This window comes from Amycolatopsis sp. WAC 01375 (assembly GCF_003947325.1).
Taxonomy (GTDB): Bacteria; Actinomycetota; Actinomycetes; order Mycobacteriales; family Pseudonocardiaceae; genus Amycolatopsis.
Genome location: NZ_QHHW01000063.1, coordinates 1 through 19,135, shown reverse-complemented (window position 1 = coordinate 19,135; position 19,135 = coordinate 1). Strand labels below are relative to the sequence as shown.

The window sequence follows — 19,135 nt, the reverse complement described above, 5'->3', positions numbered from 1 at the left end:
GTCACATCAGGATCTGGTCGATGTCACAGTTGGCACGACCACCGCGACCGGCCGCCTGCGTTCCCGGGTGAGCCTCCCCCAAGATCCGGCGGTACCGGGCCAGGATCGGGTCTCGGAACGGTGCGGCCTCCTCCGCCCGGCCGAGCGCGGCCAGATCCAGCCCGAGGTTGAAGGACGCCGCCAGGACCGTGGGGTGGTCCTCGCCGAGCACCTGTATGCCACGCTCGACCGCGTCTCGTCCCAGTTCGACCGCCCTGTCCAGCTCACCTACCGCCGACAGGTCACTCGCCAGGTTGATCGTGGCGACGACGGCATAGGGATGGTCCGGGCCGATGGTGGCACGGAACTGCTCGAAGGCGCGCTCGTCGAGGACGAGGGCGGCCGCGGGGTCACCCATCAGCCGCAAGGTCACCGCGAGGTCGACATTGGCCGCGAGGGTATGCGGATGATGCTCGCCGAGGCCACTCCGGTACCGCTCGAAGGTCTCCTCACCGAGCTTCCTCGCCGCGGCGAGATCACCCGAGTGACGGAGATCGATCGAATGAGCCAGCGCGGAGGCCATCGTCTGGCCGTGGTCGTCGCCATAAACGAGCCGGAACCTCATGAGGACCTCCGTGGACAAGCTGAGTGCCCCCGGGTGGTCGCCATCCTTCCTCCTGGCCACCGAAAGCAGGAGCGAGTTACCCGCCGAGTCCGGCTGGTCCGGGCCGAAGCGGGCGATGAAGCTCTCCGTGAGCCGCTCCTGCTGAATCCGGGCCTGGCCGTACTCGCCCGCCTCTCGCAGGTCCACGTTCCTCGAACTGTTGACACTGAAGGTGCGGACGTGATCGCGGCCGAGAACCTCGATCCGCCGCCGGAGGGTGTCCTGGTCCAGTTCCAAGGCCTCCCGGTACGCGCCGCCCAGCCGGAGGCTGATCGCATGCTGGTACGCGGCGTAAAGCGTCTCCGGGTCGTCTTCGCCGAACATCCGCTTGGCCTTGTGATAGATCTCTTCGCTCAGTTTCGTCGCCGCCGCGAAGTCCCCCTGCGCCCGGAGATCGATCGTGATGTTGCGCTGGAGAGCGAAGGTCTCCTCGTTCTCTTCGCCGGATATCTGAAGGCGTAGCGCGAGGGTGCGCTGGTTGAGCTCCGCGGCTTCGGAGTACCGGCCGATCGCCCACAAGTAGAGCCCCAGCCTCGACGAGACCTCGAGTGTCTGCGGGTGGGTGGGGCCGAGGACCTTGGTGAACCGCTCCCGCGCTTCGAGACCGAGCCGGGCCGCCTCTTCGTGATCGCCGTACTCGAACAGGTAGCGCATCAGGTTGATGTAGAGCTGACGCGGCCAGTCGTCGTCGCAGCCCAGGATGTTCGCCGCGTAGGCGTGCGGGAGCAATTCCCGGTAGCGCGACCAGTGCCTGCTCGACTCGGGGTCGTTCGGGTCCAGCGCGGCGAGCAACTGGTGGGCACCGTGCTGCATCTGCGCGTGGACCTGACGGGCCATCACGCGATTGCGCAGGACCAGCTGGACCAGGCGGTGCAGCTGGAGGGTGTTGTTGCCGTGGTCGATCTTCGCGAGGCCGTACCGGTTGATGTCACGGATGGCGCGGGCCAGTTTGATCGGGTCACGCAGCGCGGCGTCGAGTTCCGGTGAGATCGACACCCGGTTGACGCCGGTGAGCAGGTCACGCGAAATGGGCTCCGGCGAGAAGAAAGCACAGATGTGGAGGATCTGGTGAGCCGCCGGGTTGCGGGTCTTCAGTTCCTCGAACGAAACGTTCCACGCCGCGGCGACGGAAACCTCGTTGTCGGGCGCCGAGGCGGTGTCCAGGATTTCCTCGACCGACTCGTCGAACAGGCGCAGATACTCCTGCACCGGCATCCCGGTCACCGCGCGCCAAGCCGCCGCCTGCTCGACGGCCAAGGGAAGATCGCCGAGCTTCTCGGCGAGTTCGTCGGCGTCGGCCGGGTCGATCTCCGGACCGCGGCGGCCGAGCAGTTCGACGCTTTCCTCGCGTTTGAACACCGCCAGCTCCAGCGGGCGCGCGATACCCGCCCAATCGGAGTTCCGTGACGTGATCAGGATTTCGCCGGGTCCGTTGCGCGGGAAGAACGGCAGCACGGTATCCGGGCTTTCCGCGGCGTCGAAGACCAGGAGCCAGCGGCGGAACGGCCGTCCGGTCCGGAGCGCCTCGATGACCGCCGGCACCGCCACACTGGCCTCGGACGCGCCTTGCAGACCGAGGATCCCCGCGAGTTCGGTGAGACCGGCTCGGATCTGGGTGCTGTGTGCGGCGTCGATCCACCAGACGAGGTCGTAATCCTGCAGATGCCGATAGATGTACTCGGCGGCCATCTGGGTCTTGCCGATACCACCGAGACCGTGCAGTGCCGAAGGGAGCACGGCGGTGGTGCCACTGCTCAACCGCTTGGTGAGCTGGTCCAGCAATTCGTCGCGACCGGTGAAGTTCGGATTGCGCGGGGGCACGTTCCCGAAGACCATCGGCGGGTCATCGGCCTGACGGTCGGGAAACTGCCGGGAGGTTTCCGCGGCCGAAGGATGCACCATCCGGGTCGTCGGCTCGTTCGCTTCGGGCTCACTGAGATAAGACGAGCGTCCCTGTGACACTGACGTTGAGGCAGGTGGACGTTCGACCGTCTCAGGCATTATTGGGCTCACAGTCTTTTTTATTGGTCCAGGTAGGGGTGCGACGACGACTTGGTGTCGTACCGCGTTCTGCAGCCGGTCGGCGCGGGACAGATAGGGTCCGGAAAGGGCGCGCATCAGCGCGCTTTCGAGTTCCACATCGGCCGGGGACTCGCGGGTGAGGTCTGGGTCCGGTGTGCTGTTCGGGTCGGCGATGGCGTCCCGGAGGTGACCGAGATACCTTATCCGGTCACCGAAATGAGTGGCGGCCACTCGGACGACCTTGGCCGTTTCCGACCGCCGCGCGCCGCTGAGCAGCAATTCCCGGACTGCCTCGGGAAAAGCGAAGACCCCGTCTGTGTCCCAAGTGGACTTGCCCTCCCTGAGTGCGGGAGCGTACATCATCCCCGAAAGTAAAAGTTCGAGGAGGTGCTCCAATCCCGCTTCCGGCACGAACCGCTGTCCCACCAGCTTCGCCACGTCGAGACGGACCGGTACCGCCGCGAGTAACTGCGCCAAGCGTAGCGCCGGCGGCGACGCAACACTGCGGAATCTGTGCACTCTTTCGGCGGGTGACAAAGTTACCGGTCGGTCGGTGGAATCGGACTGGGAGATCCGTTCCGAGGCGAACAGGACCGTTCCTTCGACGGCGTCGGCGTTTTCGCCGGTCATCAGTCCGGCCCACCAGCCCAGCGACCGTGGACGCAGTTCCAGCACCGGCACCGGGACGAGGTGATCGGGCACCTCGGAGCCGGGTTCGAGCCAGGCGTCCGCGAGATCGCACACCCAACGGCCGTTGGGTGCCAACGCGTTCGGGACTCTCAGCCGGGCCTTGCGAGGGTTCATCCCGCATCGGCCCCACAACCACTGCGGGAGCAGATGCACGATGCTCACCGGCATCGTCCGGCCCCACCGCGCCAAGATCGGGTACAGCGCGTCCTTCTTCTGCCAGGCGTCCCCGACACCGTCGGTCAGCAGCAATACCGCGCGCCGTCCCGACGAATCAAGAATCTCGTTCGGGTCTCTGGCGGGTGCGCCCGGCGTGCCACCGCGAAGAACGAAATCCTCCTCGTTGTCCTTCGCGGTTTCCAACAGCCGGACCTGAATGGTTCGGAAAGCACCCACTTGCCGGAGTACTTCGACAAAGGCGGACACCCGCGGTCGCCACAAGGCCATCGACGGACCGTTGTCGAGGACGAGGGTCAGATCCAGCCAGCGCTCTTTCCGCGACCGGGTGACAGGCCACCACCGTCCGGTCTCCGCGGCCCGGACGGCGGTCGCCACTTCGTCCAGGACCACATTGTTGTGTCGCCGCGAGACCGTCTCCCGTTTCAGGGTTCTCAGCGCGCGGAAGTACGCGAGTGATTCGAGGACCACGACTCCCCCGGGCCCCGTGCCGTCCACCGCGGGTTCGGGCAGTTCACCTGCTACGGCCTCGATCTCGACCAAGGGGGCGACTTCCTCGTCCGGCACCGGGATGTCGGTGATCCGCGACAACTCGTGCTCGGGAAGTTCCGGGATCTCCCCGCGTTCGGAGGGCGCGTTGCGGATCCGCGTGCGCTCGGACTCCGGCTCCGGTTCCTCGGGCGGAGCGGATCCGTCGTCGCTCCGCGGCGGCGTGATGGCCGCGGCCAGCCACACGATGTCCGCGAAGTCGGTCCAGTTCAGGTCCTCGAATTCGACCCGCCTGACCCCCTCGGGCAGACCGGCCTTCCGCCGCTCCGCCACCGAGGCGGAACGCGAGTCGGACACACCGCCCGGCCCGTCCATGTCACCGCACCGTCAGTCGTTGCCAAAGGGCGTCCACCAGCCGCGGCCATGCCTCCTGATCCGGCTGGTACGCACCCGACGTCGCCAGATAGACGGCGTCGAGCAGCCTGTCGGTCGGGAGACCACCTTCCGCCTTGCTCCGTTCGGCGAATTCGCGGATGAGCCTGTCCCGGTGTTCGCCGTTCTCGCCGACCAGATGACTCGCCACGATCGCCGCCAACTGGTCGTGGTCCGGGTTCTCGATCCGCAACTGCAGGCAGCGACGCAGGAACGCGGGCGGGAACTCCCGTTCCCCGTTGCTGGTCATGATGACGATCGGGAAGGCATGGCAGGCGATCCGGCCGTCACGGACCACGGCGGTGCGCTGCGGATCCGCGGTGTGCACGGTGACCTCGGGATGCCGGTTGCGCACGCGGGCCAATTCCTCGATGGAGAATTCGCCGTCCTCGAAGATCGACAGGAGATCGTTGGGCAGATCCGCCTCGGATTTGTCCAGCTCGTCGATCAGCAGCACCCGCGGCAGTTTGCCGGGAAGGAAGGCGGTGCCCAGCGCACCGAGCCGCACGAAATCGCCGATCGGCGGCTCTTCGGCCTCACCGCCGCGCTGTGCCTGACTGGTCGCCGCGGCCTGGACCCGGCCGATCGCGTCATAGCCGTACAGCCCGGAACTCAGCGCGGTATGGCTGGTGATCGCCCAGCGCAGCACCCTGCCGAGCCCCAATTCCCTGGCGATCCGATAGGCGAGGCTCGACTTCCCCGTTCCCGGATTCCCCGTGACCAGCAAGGGACGCCGCAGATAGAGGGCGGCGTTCACCATGTTCAGTTCACTCGCGTCGACATCTTGCTCCGAAAGCGTGAACGCGGCGCCGAGCCGGCGTTCCGCCTCACCGTCGTCCGGCGGTGGCACGTCGTGCTCCGGTGGCGGATCCCCGCGATACGACCGCCACGGCGGCGGCGCGGGCAGCAATTGCGCGAGATCGATGTCGTGAATGGGCCTTCCGGTGCCCCGATAGATCCACCAATCGGGTGCATCGAGCCGCGGCGTCCGGCCGTCCGCGGCCACGTCCTGATCGTTCCCGCTCATCCGCGGCATCCCCTTACAGTCGAGTCGGGGTCAACGGCTGGTCCAGAACGATCACACGTTTCGGGTCGTCCCACATTACCACCAGATCGTGAGCCAGAGAATTCTTGAACGGTACGGCCGCCCCGGAATTCGCCAGTTTGCGGCGATCCGGAAGCTCGTTGAAACCGCTCTCCGCGGCCAATACCCAGTCGAGCAACTCGCGCAGGTTCTCCGGTTCCGCGTCCGGATGCCAGAGCACCACCGGCAGGCCACTGCGGAGAGCGGTCGTCAGTTCGTCCGGCACCGCACCCTGTTCCGCTTGGGGCGACGGAGGTTTCGCCAATACCAGGCCGACCCAGTGGTCGTCGCTCAGTATGGCGTCGATCGGATGATCCTCCGCGCAGCCGGAATAGTGCAAGCGGTCGGCCGCGGGGTGCTCCACCATCGAATCCCAGCGAAAGTTCCATGCGCGATGCCAATGCTTCGCCCGCATCCTCTCCAACGACCGTATTCCGAGCCGGTACCCGTAGCGCAACGGCTGCGGATGGCCGGTGCCATGTTCCTTCGCCCACCGCTGCACCGGCAAATTGATCAACGTCCTCGGCAGAAGGAATTCCACCGACGCGGACATGCTCTGCCCCGACCAGACACTCTCAGTCTCCAGGATGACGTCATCGACCCTGAACTCGACCTCGTCTATTCCGATTTCCCGCACTCCACCGAGCGCCGGCGGCCAGATCTCCGGATCGTCCTGTCTCCAGAACGCGAGAGTGCACCGCTCCGGATCGGCGGTGACCGGATCGAGCATGATCATCAAATGCAAAGGGGGTCGTTCCGGAATGGGCTTGCTCGCCCGCTGATGTCCGAGCGCGGGAACGAGCCGCAGCGATCGTGCCAGGTCGGTGACCCAGCCCGCAATCTCGGCGCCCGGTCCGCCCGCCACGTTTTCCGCGAGCAGGCGCAGGAACGCGAGGGCGGGCGGGACGCCGTCCGGGCCGGCGTTGTAGTCGGTGAGCAGGTGAAAGGCGGCCCAGGCGTCGGTGATGCCCTCCAGCCGGGGCAACGGGACCGCGGGGCCGAGCGCCCTGCTCATCATGACCGGCAGATGCGGTACCTCCATCCGGGTCAAATGCCGGCGCAGGCCCGCCAAATCCTTGCGGGGGATCAATTCCAGAACCGCGTTGTCCAGGTCGGCCTTGACTTCGGCGGCGGCCGCCGCGACTTCACCGTGCAGCCGTAGATAAGCCGTTCCGGTGAAAGTCTTCACCGAGACGGGTATCGATCGGTACAACTCGGGCAACAGGCCCGGGTCCTTTTCGATGACGTCGGTGAAGAACCGCTCCGACGAGATGAACGCGATCATCCGATCGGATTTCGCGAACGCTTCCTTCGCCAGTGGCGCGTCCAGAATGCGGAACGCGGTGTCGACCGCGTCGCCGACCCACCCGTTCCCGTCGTACAGCACCTCACCGGCGTTGAGGCTCACCCGCAGCCGCATCTGCGCCTGCGGTGTCCGTGTGTGGTTGTACCGGCGGAGGGCGACCGCGAGGCGATCCGGCAGCAGGTCGGGGACCAGGCCTTTGGTCGTTGTCGGCGGAAGCAGGACCAGCACACCGTCGCCGCGATCCTCGTGCGCGCAGGAATCGAAATCGACATTGCTTTCGGCGAAGGCGGTCTTCAGCACTTCGTACATGCCTTGGTGCACGGCGAGTTTGTCGAGGCGGTTCCGGTCCGGAGCGGTGAATCCCACGACGTCCACCACGACGATCGTGTGGTCGAGAGCCTGCGTCGGTCGCGCCATCGGCCCCCTCCCAAGGTCCGCGGCGCCAGCCCACCGGCGCCGACCGCCACATTATCGCGTCGAGCGGCTCCGAGTTGAGTGTCAATTGACAAATTGCAGGTAGCGGGCGTGTGAGTGGTGGGGACGGTCGGCTTCGACCGTCCCCACCACTCACGAGAGTCGATCAGACGCCGGCGACCTGCTGGATCCAGCTGCGGTACCGGGTGATGTTGGTGTAGGCGGTGTTGTTCGACCGGTCGCTGGTCGAGGCGACGCCGACCTGGCGGCCGCCGGAGAACATCGGGCCGCCCGAGTCTCCGCCGGCGGTGATGCCGTCGACGCGGTTCGCGCAGACCGCGACACCGCCGTTGTAGTCACTGCAGTTGACCGAGTTCACCCGGACGGTGGCGACCTTCAGGTAACGGGACTGGCAGTTGATCTCCGAACCGCACTGGCTGGTCGCGCCCCAGCCGTAGACCTGGACGTTCTGGCCGACCGCGACGTTGCTCGTGGTGCCGAGCGGCGCGTAGGTGGCGTTGACCGAACTGGTCAGCCGGACGATGGCGAGGTCCGCGCCGGAGTGGCGGGTGATGCTCGCCGCGGTGGCCATGGTGCCGCCGCTCTGCTGGTCGAGGCTGCCGATCCGGAAGGTGTAGCTGCCGCTGCTCGCGACACAGTGCTTGGCGGTGAGGATGTACTGCGGCGCGATGATCGTCGCGCTGCAGTTCTGCTGGCCGTTCACGAACAGCCGGGCCGCCCAGGGTCCGCTCTGCGCGTACTGGCCGCCGATGATCATCGGCTGCACGCCCGAGGGCTCGGCGGCGGTCGCGGCGGGGGCGGTCGAGCCGAGCAGCGCCATGAAGGCGGTGCCTGCCAGCAGGACAAGGGAGCGCAGTCGCATGTTCCGACTCATTTCTGCGGCCGGATCCCGGCCGCGTCAGTGGGGACGAACGCGCTGATTCTGTGTCGTGCCAAGGGAAGCCAGGAACCGACGAAAGTTCGCGCGGACTACCTATTTATTTCCATGACGGCCGGGGACGATCTTTGAGTATGCGCCGAAGATCATTAGGTAGCCGGCGCGTCACCACAAATCGCTTGACGCCGCCAGGGAACCCCAATGCACTGTTCTCATGAAGATCCGCTCCACGACCGAAGAGGACCGCACCGTCTTCGTCGACACCATGTTCACCGCGTTCGCCCGGTTCCCGGAGACCTCCGCGGAGACCTGGTCCGCTCTCGAGATGGACCGCGGCCTGCTCGCCGAGACGGCGGACGGGCGGCCCGTCGGCACGGCCGCCGCGTATTCCTTCGAACTCACCCTGCCCGGTGAAGTCGTCGTCCCGGCCGCCGGGGTGACCGCCGTCGGCGTCCTGCCATCCCACCGGCGGCGAGGCGTGCTCAGCGCGATGATGCGACATCAGCTCGCCGAGTTCCGGGAACGGGGCGAGTTCCTCTCCGTACTGCTGGCGTCGGAGGCTCTGATCTACCGCCGGTTCGGCTACGGACCGGCGACCTACACTCGGCGTCTGACGGTGCGACGCCATCAGGCCGCCTTCGCCGTCCCCCATGCGGGCGGCGGCTCGATCGAGGTGCTGCGCCGCACCGAATGCGGCGAGACGCTGGAAGAGATCTACGACCGGTACCGCCGCGCCCTGCCCGGCGCGCTGTCCCGTCCACCCCGCTGGTGGTCCGCTGGGGCCGGGCAGTCACCGATCTCCCGGGCATCGCGGTACATCGCCGTGCACCGCGATGCCGACGGCGTCCCGGACGGCTACGCCTCCTATTCCCTCGCCGAACCCAGCACCTTGACCGTCGACGAGACCATCGCCGTCGACGACGACGTGTCCACGGCCCTGGCACGGTTCGTGCTCGGGCACGACCTGATCACCGAGGTCGTGTTCAAACACTGCCCGCCCGACCATCCACTGCGGTGGCAGCTCGAGGACTTCCGCGCCGGCGAAGTCGGCGGCGACACGGACTGGCTCTGGGTCCGGCTGCTGGACATCCCTCGCGCGCTCACCGCCCGCGGCTGGTCCACCGACGGTGAACTCGTCCTCGACGTCGACGACCCCGCGCTCGGCGAGCACGGCCGCTACCTGCTCGCCATCCGAGGCGGAGAGGCGGACTGCGTCCCGACGGACGCCGAACCCGACCTGTCCCTGGACGTGAGCGACCTGGGCTCGATCTACCTCGGCGGCACGGTCCCGAGCACGCTCGTGCGGGCCGGGCGCATCAAGGCCCATCGCGCGGACGCGGCGGCGCTCGCCGACGCCCTCTTCCGCACCGAACGGTCCCCGCACTGCCTGCACTGGTTCTGATCGCGAGGGGCCCGGTCTCAGAGCGCGGACATTCGTTGACACCCCGTAGCACCACTGCTCTACTCGGACGTATGGACGACATCCGCTGTACGGCCTGAATCAGTTTCCGCGCTCTCTTTCCGAGAAACACCCGGGAATTCCGGGCGCTCCGCCCTGCCCGGAATTCCCGTTCGCCCTCGCACAGAACGGAATCCAGTATGACCACGACCGAGAACCGGATCCGATCGGCCAATGAATGGCTGACGGCCGCGAAAGACGTCGCCGCCGAACTCGCGGTGAACGCGGCCGAGCGCGACCGGAAGAACGAGACACCGTACGCGGAAGTCCAGCTGCTGAAGGATTCCGGCCTGGTGACGCTGCTCGGCCCTGTCGAGCACGGCGGTGGCGGCCAGAGCTGGGAGACCGCCTATCGCGTGACCCGCGAGGTCGCGCGCGGCGACGGCTCCATCGGCCAATTGCTCGGCTATCACTACCTTTGGGCGTGGGCCGCCCGGCTGGTGGCGACCGACGACCAGATCGACGCGGTGGAAGAGCTCTACACGCGAAACAACTTCTTCTTCGGCGGCGCTGTCAATCCTCGTGATTCCGATCTGAAGATCAGCGAGGTCGGCGACGAGATCGTCTACAACGGACACAAGTCGTTCTCCACCGGCAGCAAGGTCTCCGATCTGACGGTGCTCGAAGGTGTTCTCGAGGGCACCGAAGACCACGTCTTCGCCATCGTTCCGTCCGAACAGGACGGTATCGTCTTCCATGACGACTGGGACAACATCGGCCAGCGGCTCACCGAATCGGGCAGCATCACCATCACCGGGGTGCGTGTCCCGTGGGCCGGCGCGGCGGGTTACGTCGACAAGGAGTTCCGGCCCCTGACCTACAACACGCTCAACGTCCCCGCGATCCAGCTGGTGTTCGCGAACTTCTACCTCGGTATCGCGCAGGGAGCGTTGGAAACCGCGCTGGCGTACACACGCGAGCACACCCGCGCGTGGCCGTACGGCGGCGACAACAAGGTTTCCGCCGGTGAAGAGTGGTACATCCTCGAAGGCTACGGCGATCTCCAGTCGAAGCTGTGGGCGGCCGAAGCGTTGGTGGACAAGGCCGGAGCGGCGATCTCGGCCGTCCTGCACGCGCCGCGCGAGGAGCTGACACCCGAGGCACGCGGCGAAGTCGCGGTCCTCATCGCCGCCGCCAAACAGCGGGCGATCGACACCGGACTGGAAATCGGCACCAAGGTCTTCGAGCTGACCGGCGCCCGCGCGAGCGCCACGAAATTCGGCCTGGACCGGTTCTGGCGGAATCTGCGCACGCATTCGCTCCACGACCCGGTGGCCTACAAACGCCGCGAAGTCGGTGCTTACGCGCTACTGAACGAACTCCCGGAACCCACTTGGTACACCTGAATCCCGCCGTGGTCAGCTAGCGCGCGACGGCATAGGTGAGCAACAGGGCACTTGAAGCGAACCGGCGCTCATCGACGAGCGTGAGCGCCGTCTTCGCGTACTCACCGTCGAACAGCCGCGTCCCGCCGCCGAGAAGTACCGGGTTCACCACGAGCCGCACTTCGTCGAGCAGCCCGAGCCGGGCGGCGGACGTCGCGGCCCCTCCCCCGGCGAAGAGCGCGATGTCACCTTCGAGGCCGGCGAGCGCCGAAGCGTCTTCGATCAGGTGGGAGTTATGCCAGGTCGTGGTCTGGAGCGTGCGCGACAGGACGTACTTCGGCAGTTCGTGCATCCGGCGCCGCTGCGTGGCCGAGACCTCGTCCCCGGCGGTCGGCCAATAGCCGGCGAGTTCCTCGTAAGCCTTCCGACCGAAGGCCATGCCGTCGAGCGACTCCAGCAGCTCGTCGATGTGTACCTGGAACTCGTCGTCGGCGAACCGCCAGTCGATATCGCCCGCGGCGTCGGCGATGTAGCCGTCGAGCGAAACGTTGACGTGCAGGAAGAGGCGACCCATGTGAACTCCTCGTACGACTTTTTGAACACCCGAACAAGAAGTCAAGGTACACTTCTTGAACGCACTGTCACGAAGTCGTAGGATGCTGCCATGTCACGCACAGGAAGGCCGCGATCCTTCGACGATGAACAGGTGATCGGAGGAGCTCTCGACGTCTTCTGGCGGCAGGGTTACTCGGCCACGTCGATGCGGGATCTGAAGGAGGAACTCGGCATCCTGCCGGGAAGTCTGTACGCCGCGTATGGCGACAAGCACGCGCTCTTCCTTCGAGCACTGGAACGCTACACGGTCGGCGCCGCGAGCCAGGCGGATGCTCTCGCCGAAGGCCCGGTTCTCGCACATCTACGCGAGCTGCTGCTCAGCGTCCTCGAAGCCGCGCGGGAAACCCCGGGACGCGGATGCCTGCTCGGCAACACCGCCGCCGAACTGCTACCGGCCGACGAAGCCGCCGGAAAGATCGTCCACAGTGGATTCGAGGCGCTGGAAGCCGGTATCACGCAAGGGCTCGAAGCCGCACAGCGCTCCGGCGAGATCCGCGCGGACGTCGACTGCGGGACGCAGGCACGGCTCCTGCTCGTCGTCATGCAGGGCCTGCACGTGGTGGCCAGGGCGGAGGCGGAGCCACGCCGCCTCACCGACGCGGTCGACGCCGCTCTGGCGCCCTTGACCGCGAAGTGACCCCTGGGCAACACCGCTGCCGGTGTTGCCCAGCGGCCGGATCACTCCTCGAAGCCCTCGCCGCCGTCGAAGGCGTCCTCCATCACCTCGCCGAGGATCATGCCGCCGACCACTCCGGCCGCGGCACCGGCGACCATGCCGCCCATCCCGGGACCACGCCTGCCGTGGTGACCGTGATGTCCGTGGTGGTCATGGTCGTGGCCGTAGTGCTCCTGGTGCCCGCCGAACATGGCGTGCCCGCCGCCGGACTCGGCGACCTTGGCCAGCCAGCCGTCGATGGCCGCGGCCCAGTCGGTGCGCAGGGCCTCCTCGTGCGAGACGTGGAAGCGTCCGAAGGAGTCACCGCCGGAGCGGAACATGCCACCACGCCGGTCGGCTTCCAGCACCACGACGAGGTCGTCAGGGCCGGCGACGAAGGTCAGCTCCACCTGGCTGACGCGGCCGGCGTAGCGCGACGGCGGGAAGAACTCGATCTCCTGGAAGAACCCGAGCTCCTGCCGGACGCCGTGCAGCTGCCCGGCTTCGACGTCGGCGCTGCGGAAGGAGAAGCCCAGCTCCCCGAACGCCTCCAGTACCCGGTCCTGCGATTCCAGCGGTCCGACCAGCACCGGGTCGAGGTCGCCCTTGTCCGGCGCGCCGGCGATGACGAGCTCGGTCCGCACGCCGACGACCATGCCCGGCAGCTCCTGTCCGCCGACGGCGCTGATCGGCGTCTCCCACGGCAAGGCGAGCTGGAACGGGATGGTGGTCAGTTGCCCTGCCGTCACCTTCACCTTGCGGCCCGCGCTGACCCGCAGGAACTCCGCGGTCCCGGCACGCTCGTGGTCGCCGCGCTCCACCTCGACCCTGGTGACCAGCGAAAGCAGGATCTCCTCGATCTGGGCGTCGCTCGAACCGCCCTGGATGCGGACCTGGCCGGTGATCACCTCGCCGGGAACGGCGTGCGGTGAGTCGAGCACGGTGTCGACGGACGGGCCGCCGACCCCGAAGGCGCTGAGCATCCGTTTGAACATCAGGGATTTCCTCCGCTGGGTACTGGAAAAGGAGTGCCGGAACACTTCGACTACTACCGAGATCCGCCGTCGCCCGCCAGGAAAACCGGGTTAAAAACCCCTAAACGGGCGCGACGTCACTACCTTCTCAGATCGGCCTGACGGACGTCGTGCAGGTGGATGACGACGTCGTAGGAGCGCCCGAGCGAGATGGCGGCCGGGTCGACGGGGAACAGGGTGCCGATGGTGCGGGTGGGCCGGGCGACGTCCAGCCAGGCACGCGCAGGCGGCTGAGCGGTGCGCACGTCGAGGTAGAAGTCCTCGAACCGGACCTGGTCGAGGGTGTGCTCGTTCGAACCGGATGGCGCGGCGGGGACGGAGAAGCGCCTCCAATCACCCCCGAGTGCCTTGTCCTTGGACAGGAACGAACCCCGGTCGAAGCTGAACCCGATCGGCAGGTACGCCCGGCCCAGCGTTTCGCGTAGGAAGGCGCCTTGGGTCTTCGGGTACAGCTTCGGGTTGTCGGTGACGTACGAGACGTGGCCGTTGTGCGCGGAGAGCAGGATCTTGTGCCCGGTCTTCCGGTGCCACCAGGCGACGTTCTCCGCCATCGCCCGGTCGCGCAGGATCTGCGCGGTGGGCAGGGATTCCGGGTCCGCGACGTCGACGGCGAGGAACCGCGCGGTCTGCGCGACGAAGCGGGCGTGCTGTTCGGCCCAGTCGTGCTCGGGCGCGCCGGCCAGGCCTTTGACCAGCTCGTAGGCCTGCTCCGCTTGGGTGGCGAGCCGCTGCCGTTCGGCGAGGGGTTTGCGGAGGTAGGCGAAAGCGTCGTCGATCGGGCGCAGACCGGTGTAGAGCCGGTCCAGCTCAGAGGAATGCGCGGGATGGTGCTGCCGCACGTGGCCGGTGATCCTGGCGAAGAACGCGTCGTTCACCGAAGGCGCACCGAGGTCGTCCCCGACGAAGTGCACTGTGCGGCCGGGGTGTGCGCGGTTGTGGTCGCGCATCCACCGGATCAGGTCGACGAACTCCTCGCGATCCCAGGGAGAACCGGCCAGCGTCCGCTTCGCGAGCTCCCGGACGTCACCCTTGCCGGTCTGGACGTATTCGTCGATCTCCAGGCCGGCGGACCAGCTCAGCTCCAACGCGAAGGCCCGGAAGCCTTTCTCCTCGACGAGATAGCGGAACACCCGCTCCTTCATGGTGAAGAACTCGTGGGAGCCGTGCGTGGCCTCGCCGAGGCCGACCACCTTCGCGCCACCGATCATCCCGCCCAGGGCCCGCAGATCGGCCGTGTTCCGGCCCGGCTCGGTCGAGCGCAGCGGATACGCCGCCTGTTGCAGCGACCGCACCGGGTCTCGCCAAGCCGTCTCGGCCGCGAAAGCCGGACTCGCCACGGGAGCGAGCACCGCACCCGTCACCACCACCACCACGGCGGCCAGCAACGCCCGTCTCCCCCGTCGCTTCCGGTGCTCTTTCATGACGTTCGCCCCTTCTTCCGATGTCGAGGACGATCATCGTCCGCGGACCGGGGTGGGCGCGCTGTAGTAAAAGCTCCTATTTGGGGTGAGGAAAACCCCACCCCCGCGAAAAGCGGGTGGACCCCGCCGCCGGGGTGTGGGTCCCGGCGGCGGGAGTCCACCCGCGTTTATCTCCCTCCGCAGCGGCTGCCCGTCACTCCGCGCGCCACAACGCGGGTGTGGACGGCGGCTCCCAGCCGGGCTGGGCCGTGTGCGCCTGCAAGCACACATAACCGCGACCGCTGTAGGTGACCCGGGTACCCGCGGAATAGCCGGTTCCTGCGGCCCAGGTCGTCCCGCCGGGCGGGTTGGAGGTCGAAGTCGACGTCGTGGGCGTCGTCTGCGTCGTACTGGTCGGCCGCGTGGTCGACGTCTGCGGCACGTTCAGCACGAAGTCGAACGCGGCCTGCCTGCCGGGAGGCGCGTCCCGCACGGTCATCAGCAGCCGCGGGTCGAAGATCGAGTCGGTGTTGTTGCGCGGCTCGTTGGGGAAGTAGAGCTGCGTGGTCAGCACCGGCCTGCCGGGGGCCTGGACCTTGACGTGGATGTGCCGCGTACGACCGGGGTACAGGCCGGGCACGATCGTGCTCAGCGAGAACGCGCCCTGGTCGTTGGTGAACTGGTGACCGCGGAAGGTGTACCCCACGTTGTCGTAGGCGCCGTTGACGTCGGCCTGCCAGAAGTCCAGCAGCACCCGCGCGATCGGCAGGCACCCGAGACCGAAGACGTAGCCGGAGACGGTGAGCCTCGTCCCTTGCGTGTTCGGCGTGACGAGCGACGTCCGCTGCGGGGAATTCGGCTTGAAGTAAGGACCTTCGGTCTGCGGCGGGGTCGGGTCGTCTCCGTCGTCGCAGGCCGGGGTCAGCTCGGGTGCCTGGCCGCTCGCGACGGTGGTGCGCGCGAGCGCGGGGCCGCCGATCAACGCGACCGGGGCGGCGACTCCGACGGCCAGTGCCGCCTTCAGCACAGTCTTTCGGCTGAGCTTGTTCTCTTCGTCCATACCTGCTCCTCGTGGGGGCTTCGGGAATCACCCTCGACGGTATGGAGAAGATCAGCTGCGGACGATGGACTGACTTGGTCAGTCGTGGTGAATCTCCGGGGCCGCGTCACCGGTCCGGCGATAATCGCCGGGGCTCAGTCCCGTTTCACGCCGGAAGAACCGGCAGAAATACGCGGGATCCGCGAATCCGACCCGGCTCGCGACCTGCCGGACGGTGAGATCCGTGCCGAGCAGGAACCGTTTCGCCTCCCGTGTCCTCGCCTCGCGCATCAGTTGTGCCGCCGTCCGGCCGGTCGACGTTTTCACCGCGTCGGTCAGATATCCCGGCGTGACGCCGATGCGTTCCGCGAGCGCGCCGACCGACCAGAGCCCGAGGTCGGGCCGCCCGAGCAGCCGGGCGAATTCCGTGCCCACCGCCTGAGCCCTGGCCGGCGGACGTGGATCCGCCAGCCCCGGAAGCCGTCCCGCCCGCACGATCAGCACGTGCATCAGGGCCCGCAGAACCGAATCGGTCCCCTGCCCGCCACAACGGAATTCCTCGTCCAATTCCGCGACCATCCGCGCCGTCTCCTCGGCCGCGCGTTCGTCGAGCCGCCACGGCTGCTGGCTCAGCCGTCGCAGGGTTTCGCGATCCGCCGGATGTTCGAGCAGAAAATCGTCCGTGAACAACACGACGAATCCGCTGAGATCGCGGGCATCCCAATGATGCACCTGCCCCGGTGTTATGACCGCGAGTTGTGGCGGCCCCAATTCCCAGCGCGTGAAATCGATGACGTGGTCGCCGGTGCCGCCGGTGACGTGGACGATTTCGTAGAATGTGTGCCGATGCGGGAACGCCGCCCGCGACATCGGCCCGATCGTGTCGAAGGTGCCGACCGTGAACGGCAGGGCGTCCGGCGCGCGGACCTCCAGCCGATGCAGCGGCAATTCCCCCGCCTTCGGTTTCAGGCAGGGCGTCCTGGGCAACACCGTCGTTCCGCGCATGGTCCGGTCCCTTTCACCACACTGGAAGGAAAAGTCTAGACCAATGTGTGGTGCGCTGGCTGCCGACGGAAGTCGCTTCTCGCCCGACCGGTACAGTCGAGATCATCGACGCACGTCCGAAGGGTCACCACGCGATGTCTCCCACCAAGTCGCGCGGTCGGGCCCGGTGGTCGCTCGGCGCGTTCGCCGCACTGGCACTGGCGTGTGCCGTGGCCTTGGCGACGGCGGGCGATTCCCACAGCGACCTCGAGATCTACCGGTTCGGCGTCGACGCCCTGTGGAACGGCGGCGACCTTTACGGCGCCTTGCCGCTTTCCGAGGCCGGTATCCCGCTGCTGTTCATCTATCCGCCGTTCGCCGCGCTGGTGCTCACGCCGCTCGCGCTGGTGCCGTGGACCGGCGCGGTGCTCCTGCTGTTCGCGCTCAGCCTGGGGGCGCTGGGGATCACCTTCTACGCGATCACCCGCACGCTGTGGCCGTCCGGCGGCCGGCGGAAGGCGATGCTCGTCGCGTCGCTGGCGATCACTCCGGCGCTCTTCCTCGAACCGGTCCGCCAGACGCTCGGCTTCGGCCAGATCAACCTGCTGCTGATGGGCCTCGTCGCGGCCGACTGCCTGCTGGCGCGGGGCCGCTACCGCGGCATCGGCGTCGGTCTCGCCGCCGCCATCAAGCTGACGCCGATGGCGTTCCTGTTGTTCTTCCTGATACGCAAGGACTTCCGCGGCGCACTGACCGCGATGGGCACGTTCGTGGCCGCCTCGGCCGTCGCCTTCGCGGTCGCGCCGGAGGCCTCCGCGCGCTACTGGTTCGGCGGGCTCGCCGGGGCGTCCGGGATCAGCGGCACCTCGTTCCACACCAACCAGACCCTGCAGGCCGTGCTGGCCCGGTTCGGTGCCGACTCCGCCAAGCCGCTGTGGATCGTGCTCACCTGTGTGCTGCTGGCGCTGGTGACACTGACCATGTACCGCTCGGCGATCGTGCCGGCGCTGCTGCTGAACGCGACGTTCGCCCTGCTGATCTCGCCGACGTCGTGGTCGCATCACTGGGTGTGGATCGCTCCGGCACTGTTCACCACCGCCGCCTATGTGGTGCTCAGACGCCGTCCGGTGAGCTGGCTCGTCGTCACCGGGGTCGTCGCCGCGATCTTCGTCGCGGCGCCGTTCCGGTACTTCCCCGCGTTCGACCGGCCGGGCCAGACGTGGACGACCGCCCAGCAATGGCTCGGAAACTGTTACGTCCTCGCGGGCTTGGTCTTCGTCGTCGTCTCGGCCGCGCTCGCGCTGCGGAAAGGACCTCGATGCTCGACCTGAGCGGCACCACCACCCTCGTCACCGGGGCCAGCGGCGGTATCGGCCGCGGCATCGCCCCGCGTTTCGCGGAAGCCGGCAGCGCCGTCGCCGTGCACTACCACCGTGACGAGGCATCCGCGCTCGCCGTCGTCGAGCGGATCCAGAAGGCCGGCGGCACCGCCGAGACCTTCGCCGCCGACCTCACCGACGACGGCGAATGCCACCGTCTCGTGGCCGCCGCCGCGGCCTGGACCGGACAACTGGACACCCTGGTCAACAATGCCGGCGTGCAGCCTGTCGAACCCCTGCCCGGAATGTCGGCGGAAAGCTGGCGCGCGGTTCTGGACGCGAACCTCACCAGCGCGTTCTCGTGCACGCAAGCCGCGGCCGAAGTGATGAACGGCGGCAGTATCGTCCACATCGCCTCGATCGAAGCGGCCCAGCCCGCGCCGGGACACGCGCACTACAGCAGCGCGAAGGCCGCCTTGGTCATGCACGCCCGCGCCGCCGCACTCGAATACGGCTCGCGAGGCATCCGCGTCAACGCCGTCTCCCCCGGCCTGATCGACCGCCCCGGACTCGGCGACGCCTGGCCGGACGGCGTCCGACGCTGGCACCAGGCCGCGCCGCTGGCCAGGCTCGGCACCCCCGACGACGTCGCGAACGCCTGCCTGTTCCTCGCCTCGCCGCTCGCGGCGTGGGTCACGGGGCACAACCTGACTGTCGACGGGGGCGTGTCGGCTCGGCCGACGTGGTGATTCGGGGGCCGAGTACGGCTCGCCGCTATTCCCGCTTCCCACTCTCTCCGAAGCGCGCTTAAGCGCCTTCGCATTCTTAAGCCGCTTCGCTGCTTTCTCTGCACGCGCATTTCGGATTCTTTCCACGCTAGGCCATTAGGGCTCGCACGTCTGTTCGACTAGGTGTAGTGTTGGGGTCGTGGCCAGCAACGACGCAACCCCGACGACGCCCACCGAGTGGTGGCGCGTCGACACCGCGACGCTGCACGCCCGCAAACAAGAACTCGAAATCATCAAACGACAGGCGGATGCGGAACAGAACGCGATCCTGGCGGAAATCAATTCCCGCGGCGTGCGCGGATGCAGCGGTCATTCGACGTTGGCGGCGCTGATCTTCGAGGACTTCCACGTGACGGACAAGGAAG

14 protein-coding genes and 1 pseudogene are annotated in these 19,135 nt (G+C 67.5%); 6 read left to right on the top strand and 9 right to left on the bottom strand.

Translation table 11 applies throughout. From position 1 onward, the window contains the following. Window position 1: 1 nt before the first annotated feature. The 4 genes from fxsT to DL991_RS41330 all read right to left on the bottom strand — a co-directional run bounded on the left by fxsT (window position 2) and on the right by DL991_RS41330 (window position 8,137). A complete protein-coding gene (fxsT, locus tag DL991_RS41345) occupies window positions 2–4,393 on the bottom strand; it encodes an FxSxx-COOH system tetratricopeptide repeat protein (protein WP_125789801.1) in 4,392 nt (1,463 codons plus the stop codon). A 1-nt stretch (window position 4,394) separates the two neighbouring features. After that, the gene (locus tag DL991_RS41340) at window positions 4,395–5,477 is read right to left on the bottom strand and encodes a MoxR family ATPase (protein WP_125789800.1); all 1,083 of its coding nucleotides are present in this window, start codon (window positions 5,475–5,477) and stop codon (window positions 4,395–4,397) included. 13 nt (window positions 5,478–5,490) lie between these two features. Continuing rightward, window positions 5,491–7,257, bottom strand: coding sequence for a hypothetical protein (locus DL991_RS41335; protein ID WP_125789799.1), 1,767 nt, complete (start codon window positions 7,255–7,257; stop codon window positions 5,491–5,493). 163 nt (window positions 7,258–7,420) lie between these two features. Then, a complete protein-coding gene (locus DL991_RS41330; protein ID WP_125789798.1) occupies window positions 7,421–8,137 on the bottom strand; it encodes a trypsin-like serine protease in 717 nt (238 codons plus the stop codon). A gap of 229 nt (window positions 8,138–8,366) precedes the next feature. On the opposite strand from DL991_RS41330, the gene DL991_RS41325 reads away from it, so the two are divergent. Both DL991_RS41325 and DL991_RS41320 read left to right on the top strand, forming a co-directional pair. Beyond that, window positions 8,367–9,554: a GNAT family N-acetyltransferase gene (locus DL991_RS41325; RefSeq protein WP_125789797.1), complete on the top strand. Its 1,188-nt coding sequence runs from the start codon at window positions 8,367–8,369 to the stop codon at window positions 9,552–9,554. Window positions 9,555–9,751: 197 nt separating this feature from the next. Continuing rightward, entirely contained in the window at window positions 9,752–10,957 is a 1,206-nt protein-coding gene (locus DL991_RS41320; RefSeq protein WP_125789796.1) for an acyl-CoA dehydrogenase family protein, read from the top strand. A 16-nt stretch (window positions 10,958–10,973) separates the two neighbouring features. On the opposite strand, the gene DL991_RS41315 is transcribed toward DL991_RS41320, so the two are convergent. Then, window positions 10,974–11,510 carry a dihydrofolate reductase family protein gene (locus tag DL991_RS41315; protein ID WP_125789795.1) on the bottom strand — a complete coding sequence of 179 codons (537 nt, stop codon included), beginning with the start codon at window positions 11,508–11,510 and terminating at the stop codon, window positions 10,974–10,976. A gap of 132 nt (window positions 11,511–11,642) precedes the next feature. Here DL991_RS41315 and DL991_RS41310 point away from each other — a divergent pair, with 132 nt between their 5' ends. Continuing rightward, window positions 11,643–12,188, top strand: coding sequence for a TetR/AcrR family transcriptional regulator (locus tag DL991_RS41310; RefSeq protein ID WP_199754307.1), 546 nt, complete (start codon window positions 11,643–11,645; stop codon window positions 12,186–12,188). A gap of 41 nt (window positions 12,189–12,229) precedes the next feature. Here the strand turns inward: DL991_RS41310 and DL991_RS41305 are convergent, their stop codons facing one another. The 4 genes from DL991_RS41305 to DL991_RS41290 all read right to left on the bottom strand — a co-directional run bounded on the left by DL991_RS41305 (window position 12,230) and on the right by DL991_RS41290 (window position 16,684). Beyond that, complete coding sequence (locus DL991_RS41305; protein WP_125789793.1) at window positions 12,230–13,201, bottom strand: sporulation protein; 972 nt, start codon at window positions 13,199–13,201, stop codon at window positions 12,230–12,232. A gap of 119 nt (window positions 13,202–13,320) precedes the next feature. Next, on the bottom strand, window positions 13,321–14,661 hold the full coding sequence (locus DL991_RS41300; protein ID WP_125789792.1) for an erythromycin esterase family protein: 1,341 nt from the start codon (window positions 14,659–14,661) through the stop codon (window positions 13,321–13,323). Between the two features lie 193 nt (window positions 14,662–14,854). Next, window positions 14,855–15,700, bottom strand: a complete 846-nt coding sequence (locus DL991_RS41295) for a carbohydrate-binding protein (protein ID WP_125789791.1) — start codon at window positions 15,698–15,700, stop codon at window positions 14,855–14,857. A gap of 78 nt (window positions 15,701–15,778) precedes the next feature. Then, window positions 15,779–16,684, bottom strand: coding sequence for an AraC family transcriptional regulator (locus DL991_RS41290; RefSeq protein ID WP_125789790.1), 906 nt, complete (start codon window positions 16,682–16,684; stop codon window positions 15,779–15,781). Window positions 16,685–16,818: 134 nt separating this feature from the next. Between DL991_RS41290 and DL991_RS41285 the strand changes: the two genes are divergently transcribed. The 3 genes and pseudogenes from DL991_RS41285 to DL991_RS41275 form a co-directional block, all read left to right on the top strand. Next, a complete protein-coding gene (locus tag DL991_RS41285; protein WP_125789789.1) occupies window positions 16,819–17,994 on the top strand; it encodes a glycosyltransferase 87 family protein in 1,176 nt (391 codons plus the stop codon). After that, window positions 17,982–18,731, top strand: coding sequence for an SDR family NAD(P)-dependent oxidoreductase (locus DL991_RS41280; RefSeq protein ID WP_125789788.1), 750 nt, complete (start codon window positions 17,982–17,984; stop codon window positions 18,729–18,731). The genes DL991_RS41285 and DL991_RS41280 overlap by 13 nt, the downstream gene beginning before the upstream one ends. Window positions 18,732–18,909: 178 nt before the next feature. Continuing rightward, window positions 18,910–19,135, top strand: a pseudogene (locus DL991_RS41275) (HNH endonuclease); the annotation flags it as partial.

Bases quoted from the DNA above. Each gene is read 5' to 3' on its own strand.
- fxsT (WP_125789801.1), bottom strand. From the start codon at position 4,393: ATGGACGGGCCGGGCGGTGTGTCCGACTCGCGTTCCGCCTCGGTGGCG.
- DL991_RS41340 (WP_125789800.1), bottom strand. From the start codon at position 5,477: ATGAGCGGGAACGATCAGGACGTGGCCGCGGACGGCCGGACGCCGCGG.
- DL991_RS41335 (WP_125789799.1), bottom strand. From the start codon at position 7,257: ATGGCGCGACCGACGCAGGCTCTCGACCACACGATCGTCGTGGTGGAC.
- DL991_RS41330 (WP_125789798.1), bottom strand. From the start codon at position 8,137: ATGCGACTGCGCTCCCTTGTCCTGCTGGCAGGCACCGCCTTCATGGCG.
- DL991_RS41325 (WP_125789797.1), top strand. From the start codon at position 8,367: ATGAAGATCCGCTCCACGACCGAAGAGGACCGCACCGTCTTCGTCGAC.
- DL991_RS41320 (WP_125789796.1), top strand. From the start codon at position 9,752: ATGACCACGACCGAGAACCGGATCCGATCGGCCAATGAATGGCTGACG.
- DL991_RS41315 (WP_125789795.1), bottom strand. From the start codon at position 11,510: ATGGGTCGCCTCTTCCTGCACGTCAACGTTTCGCTCGACGGCTACATC.
- DL991_RS41305 (WP_125789793.1), bottom strand. From the start codon at position 13,201: ATGTTCAAACGGATGCTCAGCGCCTTCGGGGTCGGCGGCCCGTCCGTC.
- DL991_RS41300 (WP_125789792.1), bottom strand. From the start codon at position 14,661: ATGAAAGAGCACCGGAAGCGACGGGGGAGACGGGCGTTGCTGGCCGCC.
- DL991_RS41295 (WP_125789791.1), bottom strand. From the start codon at position 15,700: ATGGACGAAGAGAACAAGCTCAGCCGAAAGACTGTGCTGAAGGCGGCA.
- DL991_RS41290 (WP_125789790.1), bottom strand. From the start codon at position 16,684: ATGCGCGGAACGACGGTGTTGCCCAGGACGCCCTGCCTGAAACCGAAG.
- DL991_RS41285 (WP_125789789.1), top strand. From the start codon at position 16,819: ATGTCTCCCACCAAGTCGCGCGGTCGGGCCCGGTGGTCGCTCGGCGCG.
- DL991_RS41280 (WP_125789788.1), top strand. From the start codon at position 17,982: ATGCTCGACCTGAGCGGCACCACCACCCTCGTCACCGGGGCCAGCGGC.